Genomic DNA, 16,871 nt, shown 5'->3' on the forward strand with positions numbered 1-16,871 from the left:
GCCTACTCGAAGGTGAGGACGAGCCGCGGCCTCACCGTCGCATCCCGCTCGTCGCGGCTATAGAATTTATAGATTCCGGTTCGGCCCAGGGTCGCCATATCGATCGTGGACGTGAGGGCGAGGGCCATCTGCTTCGAAGGCGAACCTAGGGCGGCCGCGAGGTACTTGCCGAAGTCGTTCGGCCCCTTCATGAGGTCGATCTCGATCGGCGCCGGCTTGTCCGCCACAAGCTTTTCCGGCGCGCCGACGCCGAAGACATCCAGCTTCTCACGCTTGGGTAACAGCTTCCCCAGGCTCTCGAATTCCCAGCTCTTTTCCGTGAAATCGGGAGCCAAGGGTCGCGCCTGAAGGGGGGCCGCTTTTGCCTGCTCCAGCGTGTAGCCGGGATTGGCGATATTCGTCAGCACCAGCCTCGCCTTGGTCAGCTTCTTGCCTGCCGGTACGGAAGCGACGTCCCACTTCAGGTACGCCATCGACAACTCCTCGGCCTCGGTGGCATCCGCGGGCGCCGCCTTCCCCTCGTAACCCCACACCCTGAGGTTGGCGTCATGCGCTCCGTCGCTGGCATGCGGATAGACCCACACATCGTCCGTCGGCGTCAGCTCAACCGTCTGCGGAGCGAGCAAAAGGAAGGCAAGAAGCGGAAGCGTCATCGTTTCTTATGATGACGTAACTTGAGGAAGCGTTAGGCGCTGGACATTAGAGAAGATTGCCAAGGTGTCACCATATAGGAGACATGCATGCGCTTAAGGTGCTCGAATTCGATGCGATCCGCGCGCGTCTCCAGGCCCACTGTGAGACGACGCTCGCGACCGCGTCGGCGGCGGACCTCGAGCCGAGCTTTGTCGAGCAGGATGTTTGGGAACTGCTTGAAACCACCGCCGAAGCTTATGAAGCTCTCGGACGCCACTCGGTCCCCTCGCTGGGAGCGGTGCGAGACCTTCGCGACGCCTTGACGAGATCCAAGAAGGGTGGCATTCTCGGCGGCCAAGAGCTGTACCAAATTGCCGACGCGATGTCCGCGATTCGGCAGCTCCGAGCGTTCCTCGAGCCCCGGCGAGAAGATATGCCGCGCCTACAGCCGTTCTCCGCGTCGCTGCCCGAGAACCGAAAGGTAGAGGAGCAGCTTTACGCCAGCCTCGATCCCGACGGGACCGTACGTGACGACGCCAGCACCGCTCTCGCCAACTTACGCCAAAAGAAGAAAGCCGCGGCGGCCCGGATCACCGAACGTATCCAGGCGTACATCTCCGGGCGCACCCGCGACCTTCTCAGCGATCCGATCTACACGGTTCGCGACGGCCGATACGTTATTCCGCTGAAAGCCGAAAACCGGGGCAAGATCCGCGGCATCGTCCACGACACCAGCGCGAGCGGACAGACGATCTACCTGGAGCCCGAAGACGTGCTTCAACTCGGAAACGCGCTCCGCGAGGTCGAGGCAGCGGAGCGGATCGAAGTCCAGAAGGTGCTCACCGCCCTCAGCGGAAAAGTCGGCTCTATCGCATCGGAAACGATCGGTGGAATCGAGGCCGCCGCGACCGTCGATCTTCACTTCGCCAAGGCGCGGCTCGGATTCGAGATGAAGGGCACGATGCCCCAGCGGGCCCAGGGGACCGCCTACCTCAAAGTTCAGGGTGGAAAGCATCCGTTGCTCGACCAAGCCACCGCGGTACCGCTCGATATCGCGGTCGGTAAGGGGAAGAGCGTTCTCATCACCGGCCCCAATACCGGTGGCAAGACGGTGTCCATCAAGACGGTGGGGCTGTTCGTGTTGATGGCCCAGTCCGGCCTCATGCCCCCGGCGCTCGACATTCGGCTCGCGCCGTTCACGCAGGCTTGGGCGGACATCGGCGACGAGCAGTCGCTGCAGCAATCGCTTTCCACGTTCAGCGGGCACATCCGGAACATTGCGGAGGCGCTCAAGCGACTTAAAGACGGCTCGCTCGTTCTGCTCGACGAGGTCGGCGCCGGTACCGATCCCGCAGAGGGCGCCGCCCTCGCCAAGGCGATCCTGCAAGCGATGTCCGCCAAGGGGGCCACCGTCCTCGCCAGCACCCACTACGGCGAGCTCAAGGCATTCGCCTATAACGAGGAGGGGTTCGAAAATGCGGCGATGGAGTTCGATCCGAAAACATTCCGCCCGACCTACCGGCTGATCATGGGCGCGCCAGGAGCCTCGCACGCGCTCCGAATCGCCGAACGGTATGGAATTCCCGCCGAGGTCGTGGAACAGGCCCGTGAGGGGCTAGGAGACCAAGCCCAGGACCTGGCCCTGATGATGGAGCGGCTGGAACAGTCGCAACGCCAAGCCCGGGTCGCTCAGAGCGAGGCCGACAAACGGTCGGAGCAGCTAAAGCGGTCGGAGCAAAAGGCCGCCAAGAAGCTTGCCGAGGCAGAGGAGATCCGCCAGACCGCGCATTCCCGTGCCAACGAGGTGATCGAAGCCGCCCTACGAGAAATTCGGCTGGAGGCGTCCAGACTCTTCGAGGAGCTGAAGCAGGCGCCAATCGACCCGAAGACCCAGCAACGGGTACGCCAGTCGTTGCGGGATCTGGACGCGGTCGGGCGCGACTTCGCGGGCGAATTCGTTCCGAAGAGGAAGGGGGCTACGTCCGTGCCGGAGGGGCTTGTCAGGGGCTCCTTGGTCAAGGTCGACGGCTACTCGCAGATTGGCACCGTACTGGAGGAGCCGAGGGAGGGAAGGGTGTTTGTGCAACTCGGGCCGCTCAAGATGACCGTACCGGCGCAAAGCCTGTCGTTGGCGGACCGGCAAACGGCCACCTCCGTCAAGCCCCGCACGAATATCCAGCTTCAGAAAACGATCAACGCGACCACCGAGATCCAGCTCATCCAAAAACGGGCCGAAGAGGCGATTCGGGAACTGGAGCGATTCGTAGACGATTCGATGATGTCCGGCGTCCCGAGCATCCGCATCGTCCACGGAAAGGGAGAGGGAATCCTTCGCAAGGTGACCCAGGAGTTTTTGCGCAGCCATCCCGGAGTCGCGGCGTTCCGCGACGGGGAGCCGAGTGAGGGTGGGCAGGGCGTGACCATCGCGACATTCAAATGAAACCTATCGCCGAGGATCTGGTTCGGAAAGCGGCGGAGGTCCGGCAACGGGCCTATGCCCCTTACAGCGGCTACACGGTTGGAGCCGCGATCGAGGATCGCGACGGCCGGATTTGGACCGGCGTCAACGTCGAAAACGTGTCGTTCGGCGCGACGATTTGCGCCGAACGGTCGGCGGTAGTCGCGATGATCGGGGACGGAGGGCGTGAGATCTCTCGTATCGCCGTCGTTACCCGGGACGGATCGCCCCCTTGCGGGATGTGCCTCCAAGTCCTGTCGGAGTTCGCTGCCGACGGCGCGGAAGTGGTCCTCATGAGCGAAAACGGGGCTTTGGTGGTTCGTCCGTTAAAAGAATTTCTTCCATTCGGCTTCGCTTCGGCGGACGTTCGGCGAACGGAACCCGTCGGTTAAACAGTCCAGATTGGGAGTACGATGATTTGGCCTCGTCTTGAGGTGAAGGGGATAAGTGCGCATGAAACGATCATTCCTTTGGGTCTTGCTGGCGGCCGTGGCGGTGTTATTTAGCTCCGCTTGCGGTGGCGGCGGCGGAAGTTCAAGTAATACCGGCAACACGACGGCAACGAGCGGCGATACCGGACTCAGCAACACGAGCATTATCACGAGCCTGGATAACGGAGCGGGCTTCGGCGTCGATCTCAGCGATTTGGCGGTCGGCGATCAAGTTCAGCTCCGCGTGATCGGCATCAACAGCAGCGGTCAGAACGTGATTCAGAACGGTTCCAACTGGACAACGACCGCTCCGGCGAGCGTTGCCACCGTGACTCCGACCGGGCTCCTCACCGCGGTCGGCCCCACCGGCGGTACAAGCTATCTCGTTTCGGGACGCGGCCCGAACGGAACTCTGAGCGCGAATCTCATCATCAAGCAGCCTCAGGCATTCGTCACCGGCCTCGTTCGCAATGTGAACGGAACGGGAATCCCGCGCGTGTCGATCTCGTTCTACAACAGCTCGAACGCGCTGGTCGGAAAAGCGCTAACGGGCGCCCAGGGAACGTTCCGCGCAAACCTGGCTCCTACCGCGACCCGCTTCACGATCGACATCGAGGCTTCGGATCCGGGCAACAACCCGATCTATTACCGGCAGTTCTCGTATACTCCGCCCAGCAGTTCAGGCGCTCTCGATTATCTCGAGGGAGGCACGAGCTGTTTGGCAAGCATGCCCGCGATCACCTCGGGCTCGACCGTTCAACTCTCCGACATCACCCTCATCGACCGGGCCAGCGGCCCACCTCCTCCCCCCAGCGGCTGTTTAGGCGGCTAATTTTCAAGGAATTGTGCTCTTGGCGCCCCAAGAGCACCGTATCTCTTATGACTAATCTTCACAAGGAATGCCCGCGTTGGCATAATAGAGCGCGATGAAGCATGTGCAGTCGTACGCGGCCGCTTTTCTGGCCCTTGCCCTGATCGGATGCGGGGGATCGAGCGACAACCGGTCGTCCGGCGGTGATCCGCTGGCAGGCCTGTCCACCCCACGTATCGAAGCGATCGTTCGCGTCGAGCGTGCAAGCCTAATGCATCCAGACCAGTTTTCGGACGAGCAGTTGCTCGATCCGACTAACCAGGCGGTGTTTAACGACCTAATTCCTAGCGCCAAAACGGTGTTTGGGTTCCAAGACCCGCTGAACTTCCAAACCGGCGAAAACTTCGTGTTCCAACTTGCGGCCTATCGGTCCGACGGTTCGCGCGTGGTTCTCCCCGCAACGTTCACCTCCAGCGACACCGCCGGCACGTTCGGCGTCATCGCTTCGAACACCGGAACGTTCAACGCTAGTAACCAAGCCACCAACGTTTCGCAAACGGTGCGTGCCCAGTACAACGGCGTGGAATATCAGACGCAGTACGCGGTTAAAGAGCGGCAAGCCCGCATCGTGGGATCGGTCAAGTTGGACGGCGGTAACGCACCGGCCAACGTAATCCTCCAGTTCTACAATGTCGATGGCTTGGTTGTCGGAACGGTAAACACCGCCACCAACGGCACCTACCGCGCCAGCGTTCCGCAGGGAGCGGTTTCGTTCACGGTCGTCGGCAACTCGGTTCCCGACAGCGTTTATCGAGTGTTCACCTATGAGGGGCTGGTCTTCGAAGACAGCAATCCCGGCTGTAAGGCTCCCCTTCCGGCTCTCTCGATCGGCACTCAGCAACTGAGCGACATCACTCTCACGACCCGAGTCCCCGGCGACGCCGGCCCCACGCCCACCGGCTGCGGCGGCTAACTCTCCGGAGCCCCCTCTCCCTCCTTCGGATGCATTGTGCCGAACGAGGGAGAGGGGGTTGGGGGTGAGGGAGTCCGGCGGATCGCTGCTCTCCAAAGCGGCTGCTCCAGCGCCATATCGACATGGTTCGCGCTTCCCGTAGCCCGGGGATTTATCCCCGGTACAGGGCTCCTCTGGTGATAAACCCCGGGCTACGGGCAAGACGTAGCCCCAGTTTGTGAATGATCCTAATCCCTGGTCAAGGGTGGGCAAAGCGGGCCCGTAGGCTCCTACCGCCGATTCGGCGCGTAAACCGACACGTCGGCGCTCCGGGAGATCGCCGCGAACATTTCGGCGTGCGATCCGAAAACGCCGCTGGCGAGAAATTGCACGCCGACGTTTCCCAGAACCGTCGCCTCCGCCGGCCCCGCATGGACCGTAAGGCCGGTGGCCTGGGCGAGCGCACCGCAGAACGCTACGCTCTGCGAGCCGCCGCCTCCCACCCGAATGCTATTGAACTTACGGCCGGTGAGCCGCTCAAGGTCGCCGGGAAGCTTTGCTAGGGTCGCGGTGAGGCTTCCCAGCGCAAATCCCGCCCATTCTTCGATCGACCGCGGCCGGCGTCCGGCCAAAGCCGCGCAGGTTTCCACCATCGAGTCCGGATTGAAGAAATCCGGGTGAAGCAGGTCGACTGTCTCTTCCGGCAAAGTCGCTGACGCGAGCCACTCCGGTACCGGCTTCCCGACCCGCAGCTCCTCGTGGATCCGATTGATGACATAGAACCCCGGCACGTTTCGCAGGAACCGCACCTGCCCGTCGATCGTGCGCTCGTTGGTGAAATTCAAGCGCTCCGCCTCCGGCGTCGCGATCGGCTGCGGGATAACGCAGCCGACCAGCGACCACGTGCCGACATTCAGAAAGATCTGATCCGCTCCCAACACGCCGAAGCCAGCCACTGCCGAGGCAGTGTCATGACTTCCGACATGGGCGATCCGCAACCCTCCGACCTGTCCCCCGAGACTCCCTGGCTGGTGCGCGACCCGCTCGGGCGTTGGCCAACCGGCGATTTCGAACGCCTCTGCGGACCACTGCCCGTCGAGTCCCAAGAGCTGCGTCGTCGATGCCTGGGTCAGCTCATGGTTCCGCTCGCCCGAGAGGAGGTAGCCGAGCAGGTCGGGAAAGATCATCCAATCCTTCGCCGAAGACACGAACATGGGGTCCTCGGCTCGGCGGGCATAGAGCTGGCAGATTGTGTTAAACGGCTGGTGCTGGATGCCCGTGAGCGCATAAAGCCGCTCCCGGTGCGGCCGCAACGCCTCGAAAGCGTCAAGGTGGGAAAGGTCGCGGTAGCAAACCGGTGCACCCAGGAGATTCCCGTCCGCATCGAGAAATCCGTGGTCTACGCCCCAGGAGTCGATACCAAGCGTTTGCGCGCCGTTGGCGGCTCCGTAATCGGCCGCACGACGGCAAAGGGAGAGAAGGAGATCCAGATCCCATTCTAAGCGGCCGTTTCGCTCGGTAGCGCCGTGCGGGATCTGCTCGACCACCTCGAACTTGATCCGCCCCTCCTGGTAGTTTCCAAGGGCAAAACGCCCCGAAGTAGCTCCGAGGTCCACGGCAACAGCGTGCGGCATGGGAACGATTATTTCAGAAACCGGTTGAGCGTAACCTTGATTTCTTCGAGTCGCTCCGCCGGGCCCATGGTTGTGCACTCTCCGCCCACGTTGCCGTAGACGCAATCCTCCAGGTGAGTGGAGAGCATCAGCAGGCCGAACTGGTCAAGAGCGGCCCGAAGAGCGGCCACCTGCGTGAGGATGTCCACGCAGTACCGCTCGTCGTCGACCATTTTTTGCAGGCCGTTGACCTGACCCGAAATGCGCGCGAGCCGCCGCTTCGCGTCCTGGTGGACGGTTTCCTTCATGCCTACATTATGGGGCTACTCGGTGGCTCCGTGGGCTCTCAACAACTTGGCGACCGCGGTCGCGTTGTGAGCCCGAGTTTCCGCGAGTGGTGTCCCTTCCCCCACGGCCCGTTTCGCATTGATGTCTGCCCCGTGCTTGATCAGCACCTCGGCCACGGCCTTTTGGTTTCCGTGGGCCGCGGCGTGGAGAGGCGTGGTCCCCCAGTGCCCGTTCGTGCTGTGGGCCTGCAGGTCCGCTCCGGCGGCGATAAGGACCTCGGCGATTTCCGGGTGTCCCTTCCAAGCAGCAAAGTGGAGAGGGGTCGCTTGGTCGTTCTCCCGAGCGTGCACCAGTGCCGGGTCGCCAGCCAGCAACGCCTGCACCTCGGCAAGGTCCCCTTTCTTGACGGCGTTGAAAAATGCTTTTTCACTCACGGATCCACTCTATCAAGTTTGGACGGCCTTTCTTCGCGTTTCTCCGGATCTTCAAGGAAGACTATTGCTCCGCTACCCCCGTATGGTATATTGGTCGCCGGTCGGACCTATGAACGGCGTCTTAGATTTCCTTCAAAAGGGCGGGGTGATGATGTACCCGCTCATTCTCTGCTCGATACTCATGATCGCGTTGATCATCGAGCGCGCAGTCACCCTCCGCAAGGCCACGGTGGATGCTGAAGAGCTCCTCGACGACATCAAAGGGCTTTACACACCGGGCGGAGACTCCGCTAAGGCGATCGAGCTCTCCAACCGGAGCGGCGCTATCGGCCGCATCTTCGCTCGCGGCTTGCGCAACGCCAGTCGGTCGGCCGACGCCATCGAGATGGCCATGGAGCACGAGGCGGCCAACGAAACGCCGAACCTGGAAGCGAACCTTGCGATTATCAAGACGATCGTCAATGTCGCTCCACTGCTCGGTCTGCTCGGCACCATCGCCGGAATGATCACGAGCTTCCGCGCGGCCAGCCAGGCGGGACTTAGCAACCCGACCCAGATTCTCGGCGGTATCTCCGAAGCGCTCATCTCGACCGCCACCGGCATCACCCTTGCCGTCGTCGGCTTTATCGCCCACAACTACTTCGCCAACTATGTGCGGAAGACGATCGAGGACGTCGAGTACTTCGGAGCCGAGCTCGTCAACTACATCACCGGCCGCGTGGAATAGGATCATGCGAAGCCGCGTCAAGATTGGTCGCCGAAGGCAGATTGAGGAGCCAGAGATCATCGTCATCCCGATGATCGACGTGATGATGTTCCTCCTGTTCTTCTTCATGGTCGCCAGCCTGGCGATGGCCGTGCAAAACGGCCTGCCCGTGAGCCTGCCGAAGGCAAGCACCGGCAAAGACCAGCGCGCGATGACGGTCACGATCACCTTGCAGCCGGACGGATCGATCTATCTCAACACCTCCAAGATCACCATCGATAAGCTCGGCGCGGGATTGACGGCCCTCGGTGTCGGAAGCAAGACCCTGGTAACCCTCAACTCGGACGAGCACGTCCCCTACGGCACGGTGGTGGCCGTGATGGATGAAGGACGCAAGGCCGGCGTCACCAATTTCGCCTTCGCCACCAATCGACGGTAAACGAACATGGCTCGTAGACGCCGAAGAAAGAACCCGCTGCTCACCCGAATCCTCGTGGTGTCGCTAGTCGCGCACGCGATCGCGCTGCCGATCCTGGCGCACTACGGCGCATTCGAAAAGATCCGCCAACAGTTCGGCACGTCGCGGGTGGTGATGGTCACCGTCCCTCCCATCGAAGAGCCGAAGAAGGCGGCGAAGAAGGAAGAGAAAAAGCCGGCTAAGACCGCCAAGAACGCCGGTAAGAAAGCCCCGGGCGCCACGCGGAAGACGCCCGGAGCCGCGAAGTCGAATGTGCCCCAACCGAAAGTGGTGGCCGCCGGCAATGCGGGCGGCGGCGATCAAGGTCCTGCCGTCGACGCGAACGGCACCGGAAAGGCGGGTCAGCTTCCCGTCGAACCCAAACCAAAGCCGCCGGGCAACGAGACCGTCACCCCTCCCGTAAAGCCGCCGGAGACCCCGAAACCTCAACCGCCAGTCGAACCCAAGCCGGAACCGCCGAAGGAACCGGTCAAGCAACCGGTAACCGAACCCAAACCGGAGCCACCCAAGGCCAAGCGCCTGATCCAAGCCGAACCGACCTACGCTCCCGAGCCCACCATCCCTGACGAGCTCCGGACGGAGCCGTTCGAGAAGACCCTCATCGTCGAGGCCGACGTGGACATCGATGGCAAGCCCGCGAACGTCCATATCGCCACGGGCACGGGTATCAAACAGCTCGACGACATCGGTCTCGATACGGCGAAAAAGTACAAGTTCCGTCCCGCTACCCTGGACGCCTCGCCCGTGCCGCAGCATGTCCGTTTCCGAATCATTTTCAAGGTCGATTGATGAAGCGTTCTGTTTTGATCTCTTTGGCGACCCTCGCCGCTCCCATCGTCCAAGCGGCCGGTCTGGCGCACGTTCGTTTTGTGGTGGTCGATCCGCTAACCAGGAAACCCGTCGCCGGCTTCGTAACCGTCGCGACGAGCGCGCGCCAGTCGCTGCTCGCGACCAGCCTCTTCCACCCCGGCGAGACACCGGTTCTCAACCCCCTCTCAGGCGAGGTGCAGCCTGCCTCCGCCGATCTGGAAGCGACGACCATCACCATCCCTCTCGGCGCAACGGTAACGCTCCGACAGCAGGATCAGGTCCCGACGAAGGAGATCGTCATCCGCGTAACGGCGACGCGGATCGCTCCGAACAAGGCCCCGGTTAGTACGTCGTCGACCACCCGTAACAAGGAGGACATCCAAAAATTCGTAAATACCACGCAGGCCGATACCCGGCAGCTCACCAAGGGGCAGGCCGGCGTGGCCGAAGACTCGGCTGGCCAACAGCACGTACGCGGCGAGCACACCTCGGTCAGCTACGTCATCGACGGCGTTCCGCTGCCGGACACCCTCTCCGGGCGGCAAGGAGCCGTGGTGGTGCCGAGCACGATCGAAACGCTGGAAATCATCACCGGCGGCTTCGCCCCCGAGTTCGGCGGCCAGACCGCCGCCGTCCTCAACGTCACGACCCTGCCGAATGTGCGGGCGGCGCGAACCGACGTAACGCTTCAAGGCGGTTCGTATAACACGTTCAACTCCGATCTCACCGCCGTCGGCCCCCTGGGGAAGCGCGCCAATTACGTGATCAACCTCGGATCTACGGGGACCGATAGCGCGGAAGAGCCGCCCCAACCGGACAATCAGACCGCTCACAATCGCGGTACGTCGCGAAGCGCGTTCGCCAAATTGAGAATCTCACCAAACTCGCGAGACGCCTACACCATCACCGTCAGCAATAACCCGGCCGACCTGCAAATCGCGAACCGAACCGGCCTTCCCGCCTCTTTCGCTCAGGCGGGGCAGGGATACGGACTCTTCGGCCTGCGCAATGCGGACGGCACCCGCCCGGACGTGACGCCGCAGAATGCCGGCCTTTTGGGCGCCCAAACAATCCCGTTGCCGAGCCAGCAAGCCGCGGGACAGGATATCAACCAATCCGAAATCAACGAGTTCGCGATTCTCAACTTTCAGCGGCACGTCAGCGCGAACGACAATGCCCAACTCGGCTTGACTCTCCTCCACGGCGGACAAGAGGTCGATAACCGGAATCCGGCGGTCGATCTGATGAACCTGCCGGTCGACAACAGCATCGAGTTCAACCCCACCGCATCGCGCACCATCCATCACGTCCAGCTCAGCGGCGCGTACAACGCCCGGCGCGGGTCGCATCGGCTAAAAGCCGGCTTCCTGCTGGACTCGCAAACCGGTACCGAATCGTACAAGATCGAGCCGGCCTCGCAGTTGGCGCTCGACGCCATTGCGGCGATCGCGCCTGGCCTTGCGCCACCCGGCTCTGCCTCCGCGGATCTCGATATCAACGGGAACCCGGTCTACACCGCCACTGGCCCATCCCCTACCTTGAAAGTGAGCCGTACCGGAACCTACAAGGCCGCGTATCTTCAGGACACGTGGATCCGTGGGCGGTTGACCGCCAACTACGGTCTGCGAGGCGATTGGTACAACCAAAATCAAGATCTAGGCCAACCGGATGTGTCGGCCTTCACGCTGTCGCCGCGACTGAATTTCCAGTATCAGCTCAACAAGCGCACCGATCTTCGGTGGTCGTATAACAAGCTGTTTAACACCCCTCCGCTGGCGCAAGGGGCGATTCTCGGCGCTGCCGTCCCGCCCGAGATCGTCGACCAGTACGACGTCGCGCTGTCCCACAAGCTTGCCCCCGGGCAGAGTCTGACGGTGGCGTACTACTACAAGCAGATCAAAGACCAAGTCGATGTCGGCCTCCTCATCCCCGGCAGCCAAATCGGCCTTTATAGTGCGGTCAGCCTGGAACACGGCGGCGTGCATGGACTGGAAATCAGCTACGACCTCAGCTCGCACAATGGCTGGGACGCTTACCTGAACTATTCCCGGAGCGCTGCGAAGCCCAACGGAAAGGACAACACGGGCGCGGATACCGACGAGTTCAATGACCACGACCAGCGCCACACCGTCGGTGTCGGGATCGCCTACACCTGGAAGTCGGGCGCCAGCGCCGCTCTGACTTACCAATACGGCAGCGGCCTCGCCAGTAGCATCGTCCCGCCGAGCGAAGAGCGAACGCCCCGCGACCAATTGGACCTCCACATGACCACCGGCGAGCGCCTATTCCGCGGTCAGGGCGGCCTCGCGCTCGACGTCCAAAACGCGTTCGACTCGCGGAAGGTAATCAACTTCCAATCCGCCTTCAGCGGCACTCGATTCCAGCAGGGCCGGCGGATCTTGCTGTCGGTATTTGGAAAATTTTAACCCCCGCCTCTAGCATCGGCACCCTGCCGATGAATCCAGAGGCGTGAGGCGTTAGGCGTTGCGAGCTTGCTGCTGTACCCTTTCCCAACGCCCAACGCCCAACGCCTCCCGCCTTCCGCTCCTCCCCACGCCCCGCCCGAATCGCCGCTATCATAGAAGATGTAATGAGCGCCACCCCTTCAAACGGCATCCCCCCGCTCGCCGGCCTTGCGACTTATGAGCAGGCGATGGTTGCGGGGCTGGGAGTCGATGAGAACGTCGATTTGATGCGAAGGTATAACTTTATAGAGTCAAGGCTGTACCAAATGAGCGCCGCGTTCATGAATCCCACTCCGGAATGGGAGGTGAAGGGGGCGCTTAGCCTTCACCTCTACCTCGATGGCGAACATAGCCAGCTTCTTCGCCAACGCGTCGCCGAACTACGCCGTCCGCCGCTTTATTTAGACAAGTCTCCCGACTCAAAGTTAGAGCTCTTCCTGGAAGAAGCCCTGCGAGCGGAAAATACGTTGGAACGATTGGTAGGCATTTTCCGCGTCATTCGTCCGACGCTGCTCGACGCCTACCGAACTCACCTCGCAGCGATTAACCCGATCTTCGATTTTCCGACCGCTCGCCTACTCAAGCTCATTATCGCGGAAGAGGAGCAGATGATCGAATGGGGAACTCAAGCCGTCGCCGCGGTGATATCCGGTGATGAAGAGCGCAAGTCCGCCGATCGATGGGAAGCCCACCTGCGCGCCTACCTCGCCGCCGCCGGAGGTATCGACGGCAAGGGCGAGATCCCTTCGGACCTAAGCTTGCCGGAGCCGCGTTCCGTGAAGCCGTTCGTCCCCGACGTCGATCCGAAGCGTGACTGGCGGTCGGGCGATATCTATAACTTTCACTACCGAGCCAATGACGTTTACCTCGACTCGGAGGCTGATTGGGACGAGCGGGTGCTGGCGCTAATGTACAAGCGATTCCACGAGATGGATGTACCCGAGATGATGGCGAGCATCGTTCTGCAGACCCAAGGGAAACCTTGGGAGTACTACCGAGACATGGGCCGCCAACTCTGGGACGAGGCGCGCCATTCCATGATGGGCGAGGTCTGGTTCGCTCGCTACAAAGTGGATTGGAGCAAATACCCGAACCATGTCGGCTGGTCGATGCACCTCAACCTCGACCGCTCCCCGCTTGAGCGGCACATCATCCTCTACTTCATCGAGCAGAACCTCATGGACGGCAAGACCGGCAAACGGTTGGAGTGGAAAATCGCCCAATCCGCCGCCGACCCGCTGGCCACCTATTTCCAGGATTACGACTGGGCCGACGAGGTGCTCCATGCGCAGATCGGGCGCAGGTGGCTGAAACCAGACGTCGGGGATGTGAAGGAGCTTCTCGAGAAGGGGCGGGAGATTGCGGGACGAGCGAGCCCCACCCTGGAGGCGAAGATCAAATCGACTCCTCAAGTCGATTGGTGGCCGGACTACGTTCGCGACGCCCTTGGTAAGGAAAGCACTTCGCGCGCCGGAACGGACAACGCTCTCGTGCCAACCTTCGAATGATCCTGGGTGGCGAGTTGGCCGGGGGCGGGGGCGCCCATTCCGACTCCGCATGTGATAAGGAGCGCCTTGGCGGTACCGAGGAGGGCTTCGTACATGGTCAGGATGGCTAGACGATGGGCCGCACCTGGGTTAATAGTAGCAACGTACGACTAAGCTTCTAGGTGTTTGGCGAGGGCAGCGAGAGAGTTGGATTCGTTAGGGTAGCCGAGACGGGCGAGGACCTTTGATTCTTCTTGAAGGGGGGCGGTCCAGTCTTTGTCCAGGGCAGAACCGAGGACTTGGCGGGCTACGGCGTAGAATCGGGCGGCGGCTTGGAGGCGGCCTTGTTCGTCGGGGATCGGGTTGGGGGTTACGTTGAAAGCGATTCGATGCCAGGAGACCAGGCCGCCATCGGCGAAACGGAGGCGAACCTCTTCGGGCGCGGTGACGAAGTTTCGGGCGCATTGCACCAGGACGCGGGCGAGGGGGCGACCGGAGCATTGGCGCAGGGCGCGGCCCATGAACTGCTCGAAGGCGACGATGGTGAGCACGCCTTGGAGCTGTGGATCGAGGGCGTCGATGTGCAAAAGGAGGTAGGTGGTAGCGGCGAGGCGCTCCGGGGAAAGCGCACCGAATTGGACCTCGTTGAGCAGGTTGGCGGGGCGGAAATCGTCAAGGGCGGCGAGGCGGCCTTCGATGAGGTCGAGGTTCCAGGAGCGTTCGAGGTCGATTTCGGCGGCAATGTGGAGAAGCGGGTCTTGGCCGAATTCCTCTTTCGTCTTCCTTTGCTCGTGCAGGACCAGGTTCGACAGGTCGAGGGCGAGACTCTGGAGTCGTTTACATTCCTCGCGGGCGGGCGTATCGTCTTCCGGGAGCGATTGTTCGGCAAGGGTGTAGAGTCGTCGCGCATCGAGGGCCGCCTGAACGCCATCGAATTCGGCGAGCGCCATCAGCGCGTTGGCTTCTTGCAATAGACTGACGACGGTGAACTGGGAGTTCATTTGGAGCGCTTCGTAGCGGACTTCGTTGAAGATCCGTTGGGCGGTGCGAAGCGAGGTCTCCGGCTCGTCGCGCAGGTCGGCGAGGGCAAGGTAGATGCGGCCTTCGGCGATTCGGCAGGAGGCATATTGGCGGGAGCCGTATTCGAGACCTTCGGTGCGGGCGGTTTCCAGGAGGCGGAGAGCTTCTAGTTTTTCCTCCCTGGTTTCGGCTTGCTCGGCTATGATGATTCCCTCCTCCAGGTGCGCGCGAGCCCAATCGACGGTTCCTTTTTGGAGGGCGGCTTTGGCTTGTCGCAGTTTTCGAAGGGCTGCATCGGCGAGGTCGGATCGCGCGAGAAGGAGACCGGCGAGGAGGTCTCGGGGGCCAGCCCAGGGAGTGTCGAACCTTTCACCGAGGGCGAGGACGATGAGCGATTCGTCGGTGGGAATTCGGTTCCACGCTGCGAGTTGGAGGGTAGTGAACTCCCAGACGGGGTTCTCGGCTTTTTCGAGGAGTTCGTCGCGAAGGTCCTCTCGAACATGGGGAAAGGCTTGGCTCCAGATATCGAGGAAGCGGAGGATCCAGGCCGGATTTTCGACGGCCGGATCGATGCTCGACAGGATTTGTTCAATTTCATCCCACGAACCTTGCACGTCTTCCCGATGGAAAAAGCCGAAGCCGTGCATTTTCTCGACATCGGCAAGGGAGGGCAGCGGGCCGACCTGGCTTTGAGCTCGCCGAAGAAAACCGTCCCACTCTAGGGATAGCTTTCGAGAGAGGCTTTTCTCCCCTCCGGACCTGAGGCGGCTACCGATCGGTTCGCAATAAGGAGCGTCGCGCGTGGAGGCCGACACAGCGGGGTCAACCTTTCGGACCCGGTTGCTGATTTCGTCGAACAATCCTTTGACGGTTTGGAAGGCTTCTTCGGGCCCGGTGACGCGCTCAAGCATTTCGATAAGGCGTCGGGCAACGTAGATTTGCCGCACAGTGTCTGCGATCTTACGCCGCACCCCTTCGTAGAGAGCTTCGCTGGGGACGGCGGTGCTGGCGAGGCAGAGATCGTTCATGTGCGCCAGGTAGTGGTTGGCGATGACGATACTGCCGGTGTAGAAGGTGAAGCGGCGGAGTTCAAGCTGCTCGAAGCCGTCTTTCGAGGCGGCTATGATGCTGTTGTGGAGGATGATGCAGGCGGCGACATCGGCAAAGATCTCTTCGTTTAGCCGCCCATGGAAGAGCAAGGTGTTTCCTTCGAAAACGTCTTGCTTGGCCACCTCCAGGGGCAAAACCTCGGAAAGCCCGCCCGTGCGCCTGCCGGACGGATGTTCGCTGCGGGCCTCTTCGATGTCTTGATCTTTGGCGTGCCAGGCGGTCTCGACATCGCGCGCAAGCTCTTGCGGGGTCCCGAGTTCGAATTTTTCCGGCGAGACGTGGCAAAGCTCGTGGGCGAAGGCGAAACCCCAAATGCAGAAGGTCCAGATTGCGTTGTCGCTATCGAGCGCTTCGAGGCCCGCATGGTCGAAGGGGAGGTGCAGGCGCGCGTACTGGTGCGAGTCGAGCTGCATCGAGATCGCGCGCGCGGGATCCTTATCGAGCGTGAGCTCGGCCATGAGGCGGGAGCACACGTTGTGGACGCAGGAATCCAGAACTCCGATAAGCGCACCAGTGTGGTACCGCTCGTCGGCGAAGAAGCCGGCGAAGACGGCGGTGTGGTCGATGAAGCGTTCGCTGATGCAGACGATGGGGTTGCCGAAGCCGCTGAGGACAAAGTGGACGGGGCGACAGTTGGAGACGAGGTAGATCTCGGGCGAGGTACCGAGGAGATCTTTGGCGCTTTCGGCGATATAGGTCAGCGGGTGTCCCGGGGGCAGATCGACGCGCTGGACCACGCTAAGCGGCCCTGCTTCGTGGCGGATCGCATTGAGAATCGCGTACTCGCGGAAGGCCGACATTTACTTTTCGGCGTCGTTCCGGCAGAGGATTTCGAGGCGCTCGCGCAGGTCCGACCCTTGGAGGTCCTTGACTTCGGCGTTGCGCACTTTGAGGGCGTGGGCTTTGAGTTGCCGGTTGGCGAGGCGGATGGATGCGATGGCGCTGCCGATGGCGAAGAGACTGGACACGGCGCCGACGGCGGGGACGAAGCCCTGGACGAGGATGTCACCCACCGCGCCGTCGAGATTCCTTCGCTCGGTGACGTAATGCTCGCTCTCGAAGATCTCTGGGCTGGTTTGGCGCAGGGCATCGAGAGCTTCCCGGCTGCTCAGGACGATGGTATACGGGATACAGTCCGGCGTCATTTGGACGATTTTACATCTTCTTGCAGGGGA

The 16,871-nt window shown here is 61.8% G+C and carries 15 protein-coding genes; 9 read left to right on the forward strand and 6 right to left on the reverse strand.

Translation table 11 applies throughout. The features are described from left to right. Positions 1 to 2: 2 nt before the first annotated feature. Positions 3 to 653: a hypothetical protein gene (locus OP10G_RS15195; RefSeq protein ID WP_025229581.1), complete on the reverse strand. Its 651-nt coding sequence runs from the start codon at positions 651 to 653 to the stop codon at positions 3 to 5. A gap of 83 nt (positions 654 to 736) precedes the next feature. Here OP10G_RS15195 and OP10G_RS15200 point away from each other — a divergent pair, with 83 nt between their 5' ends. The 4 genes from OP10G_RS15200 (at position 737) to OP10G_RS15215 (ending at position 5,306) form a co-directional block, all read left to right on the forward strand. Continuing rightward, positions 737 to 3,073, forward strand: coding sequence for an endonuclease MutS2 (locus tag OP10G_RS15200; protein WP_025229580.1), 2,337 nt, complete (start codon positions 737 to 739; stop codon positions 3,071 to 3,073). Then, positions 3,070 to 3,483, forward strand: coding sequence for a cytidine deaminase (cdd, locus tag OP10G_RS15205; protein ID WP_025229579.1), 414 nt, complete (start codon positions 3,070 to 3,072; stop codon positions 3,481 to 3,483). Before OP10G_RS15200 ends, cdd begins: the two co-directional genes overlap by 4 nt. 61 nt (positions 3,484 to 3,544) lie before the next feature. Beyond that, positions 3,545 to 4,354 carry a hypothetical protein gene (locus OP10G_RS15210; RefSeq protein WP_025229578.1) on the forward strand — a complete coding sequence of 270 codons (810 nt, stop codon included), beginning with the start codon at positions 3,545 to 3,547 and terminating at the stop codon, positions 4,352 to 4,354. Between the two features lie 94 nt (positions 4,355 to 4,448). After that, positions 4,449 to 5,306: a hypothetical protein gene (locus OP10G_RS15215; RefSeq protein ID WP_025229577.1), complete on the forward strand. Its 858-nt coding sequence runs from the start codon at positions 4,449 to 4,451 to the stop codon at positions 5,304 to 5,306. 269 nt (positions 5,307 to 5,575) lie between these two features. Here the strand turns inward: OP10G_RS15215 and OP10G_RS15220 are convergent, their stop codons facing one another. Genes OP10G_RS15220 through OP10G_RS15230 form a run of 3 tightly spaced genes read right to left on the reverse strand, consistent with a single transcriptional unit; the run spans position 5,576 to position 7,620 of the window. Continuing rightward, on the reverse strand, positions 5,576 to 6,919 hold the full coding sequence (locus tag OP10G_RS15220) for a rhamnulokinase (protein WP_025229576.1): 1,344 nt from the start codon (positions 6,917 to 6,919) through the stop codon (positions 5,576 to 5,578). Between the two features lie 8 nt (positions 6,920 to 6,927). After that, the gene (locus OP10G_RS15225) at positions 6,928 to 7,206 is read right to left on the reverse strand and encodes a metal-sensitive transcriptional regulator (protein ID WP_025229575.1); all 279 of its coding nucleotides are present in this window, start codon (positions 7,204 to 7,206) and stop codon (positions 6,928 to 6,930) included. A gap of 15 nt (positions 7,207 to 7,221) precedes the next feature. Next, positions 7,222 to 7,620: an ankyrin repeat domain-containing protein gene (locus tag OP10G_RS15230; protein ID WP_025229574.1), complete on the reverse strand. Its 399-nt coding sequence runs from the start codon at positions 7,618 to 7,620 to the stop codon at positions 7,222 to 7,224. Between the two features lie 109 nt (positions 7,621 to 7,729). Between OP10G_RS15230 and OP10G_RS15235 the strand changes: the two genes are divergently transcribed. From OP10G_RS15235 to OP10G_RS15255, 5 genes are all read left to right on the forward strand, one after another. Continuing rightward, on the forward strand, positions 7,730 to 8,347 hold the full coding sequence (locus OP10G_RS15235) for a MotA/TolQ/ExbB proton channel family protein (protein ID WP_025229573.1): 618 nt from the start codon (positions 7,730 to 7,732) through the stop codon (positions 8,345 to 8,347). Between the two features lie 4 nt (positions 8,348 to 8,351). Continuing rightward, positions 8,352 to 8,765 carry an ExbD/TolR family protein gene (locus OP10G_RS15240; protein ID WP_025229572.1) on the forward strand — a complete coding sequence of 138 codons (414 nt, stop codon included), beginning with the start codon at positions 8,352 to 8,354 and terminating at the stop codon, positions 8,763 to 8,765. 6 nt (positions 8,766 to 8,771) lie between these two features. Further along, positions 8,772 to 9,593, forward strand: coding sequence for a TonB family protein (locus tag OP10G_RS15245; RefSeq protein ID WP_025229571.1), 822 nt, complete (start codon positions 8,772 to 8,774; stop codon positions 9,591 to 9,593). Next, positions 9,593 to 12,040 carry a TonB-dependent receptor gene (locus OP10G_RS15250; protein WP_025229570.1) on the forward strand — a complete coding sequence of 816 codons (2,448 nt, stop codon included), beginning with the start codon at positions 9,593 to 9,595 and terminating at the stop codon, positions 12,038 to 12,040. The genes OP10G_RS15245 and OP10G_RS15250 overlap by 1 nt, the downstream gene beginning before the upstream one ends. Before the next feature lie 164 nt (positions 12,041 to 12,204). Continuing rightward, entirely contained in the window at positions 12,205 to 13,587 is a 1,383-nt protein-coding gene (locus OP10G_RS15255; RefSeq protein ID WP_025229569.1) for a hypothetical protein, read from the forward strand. A 149-nt stretch (positions 13,588 to 13,736) separates the two neighbouring features. On the opposite strand, the gene OP10G_RS15260 is transcribed toward OP10G_RS15255, so the two are convergent. Both OP10G_RS15260 and OP10G_RS15265 read right to left on the reverse strand, forming a co-directional pair. After that, a complete protein-coding gene (locus OP10G_RS15260; protein ID WP_025229568.1) occupies positions 13,737 to 16,496 on the reverse strand; it encodes a hypothetical protein in 2,760 nt (919 codons plus the stop codon). Next, on the reverse strand, positions 16,497 to 16,841 hold the full coding sequence (locus OP10G_RS15265; protein ID WP_025229567.1) for a hypothetical protein: 345 nt from the start codon (positions 16,839 to 16,841) through the stop codon (positions 16,497 to 16,499). It abuts the gene before it with no gap. Between the last annotated feature and the right edge of the window lie 30 nt (positions 16,842 to 16,871).

Source organism: Fimbriimonas ginsengisoli Gsoil 348, assembly GCF_000724625.1.
GTDB classification, from domain to species: Bacteria; Armatimonadota; Fimbriimonadia; order Fimbriimonadales; family Fimbriimonadaceae; genus Fimbriimonas; species Fimbriimonas ginsengisoli.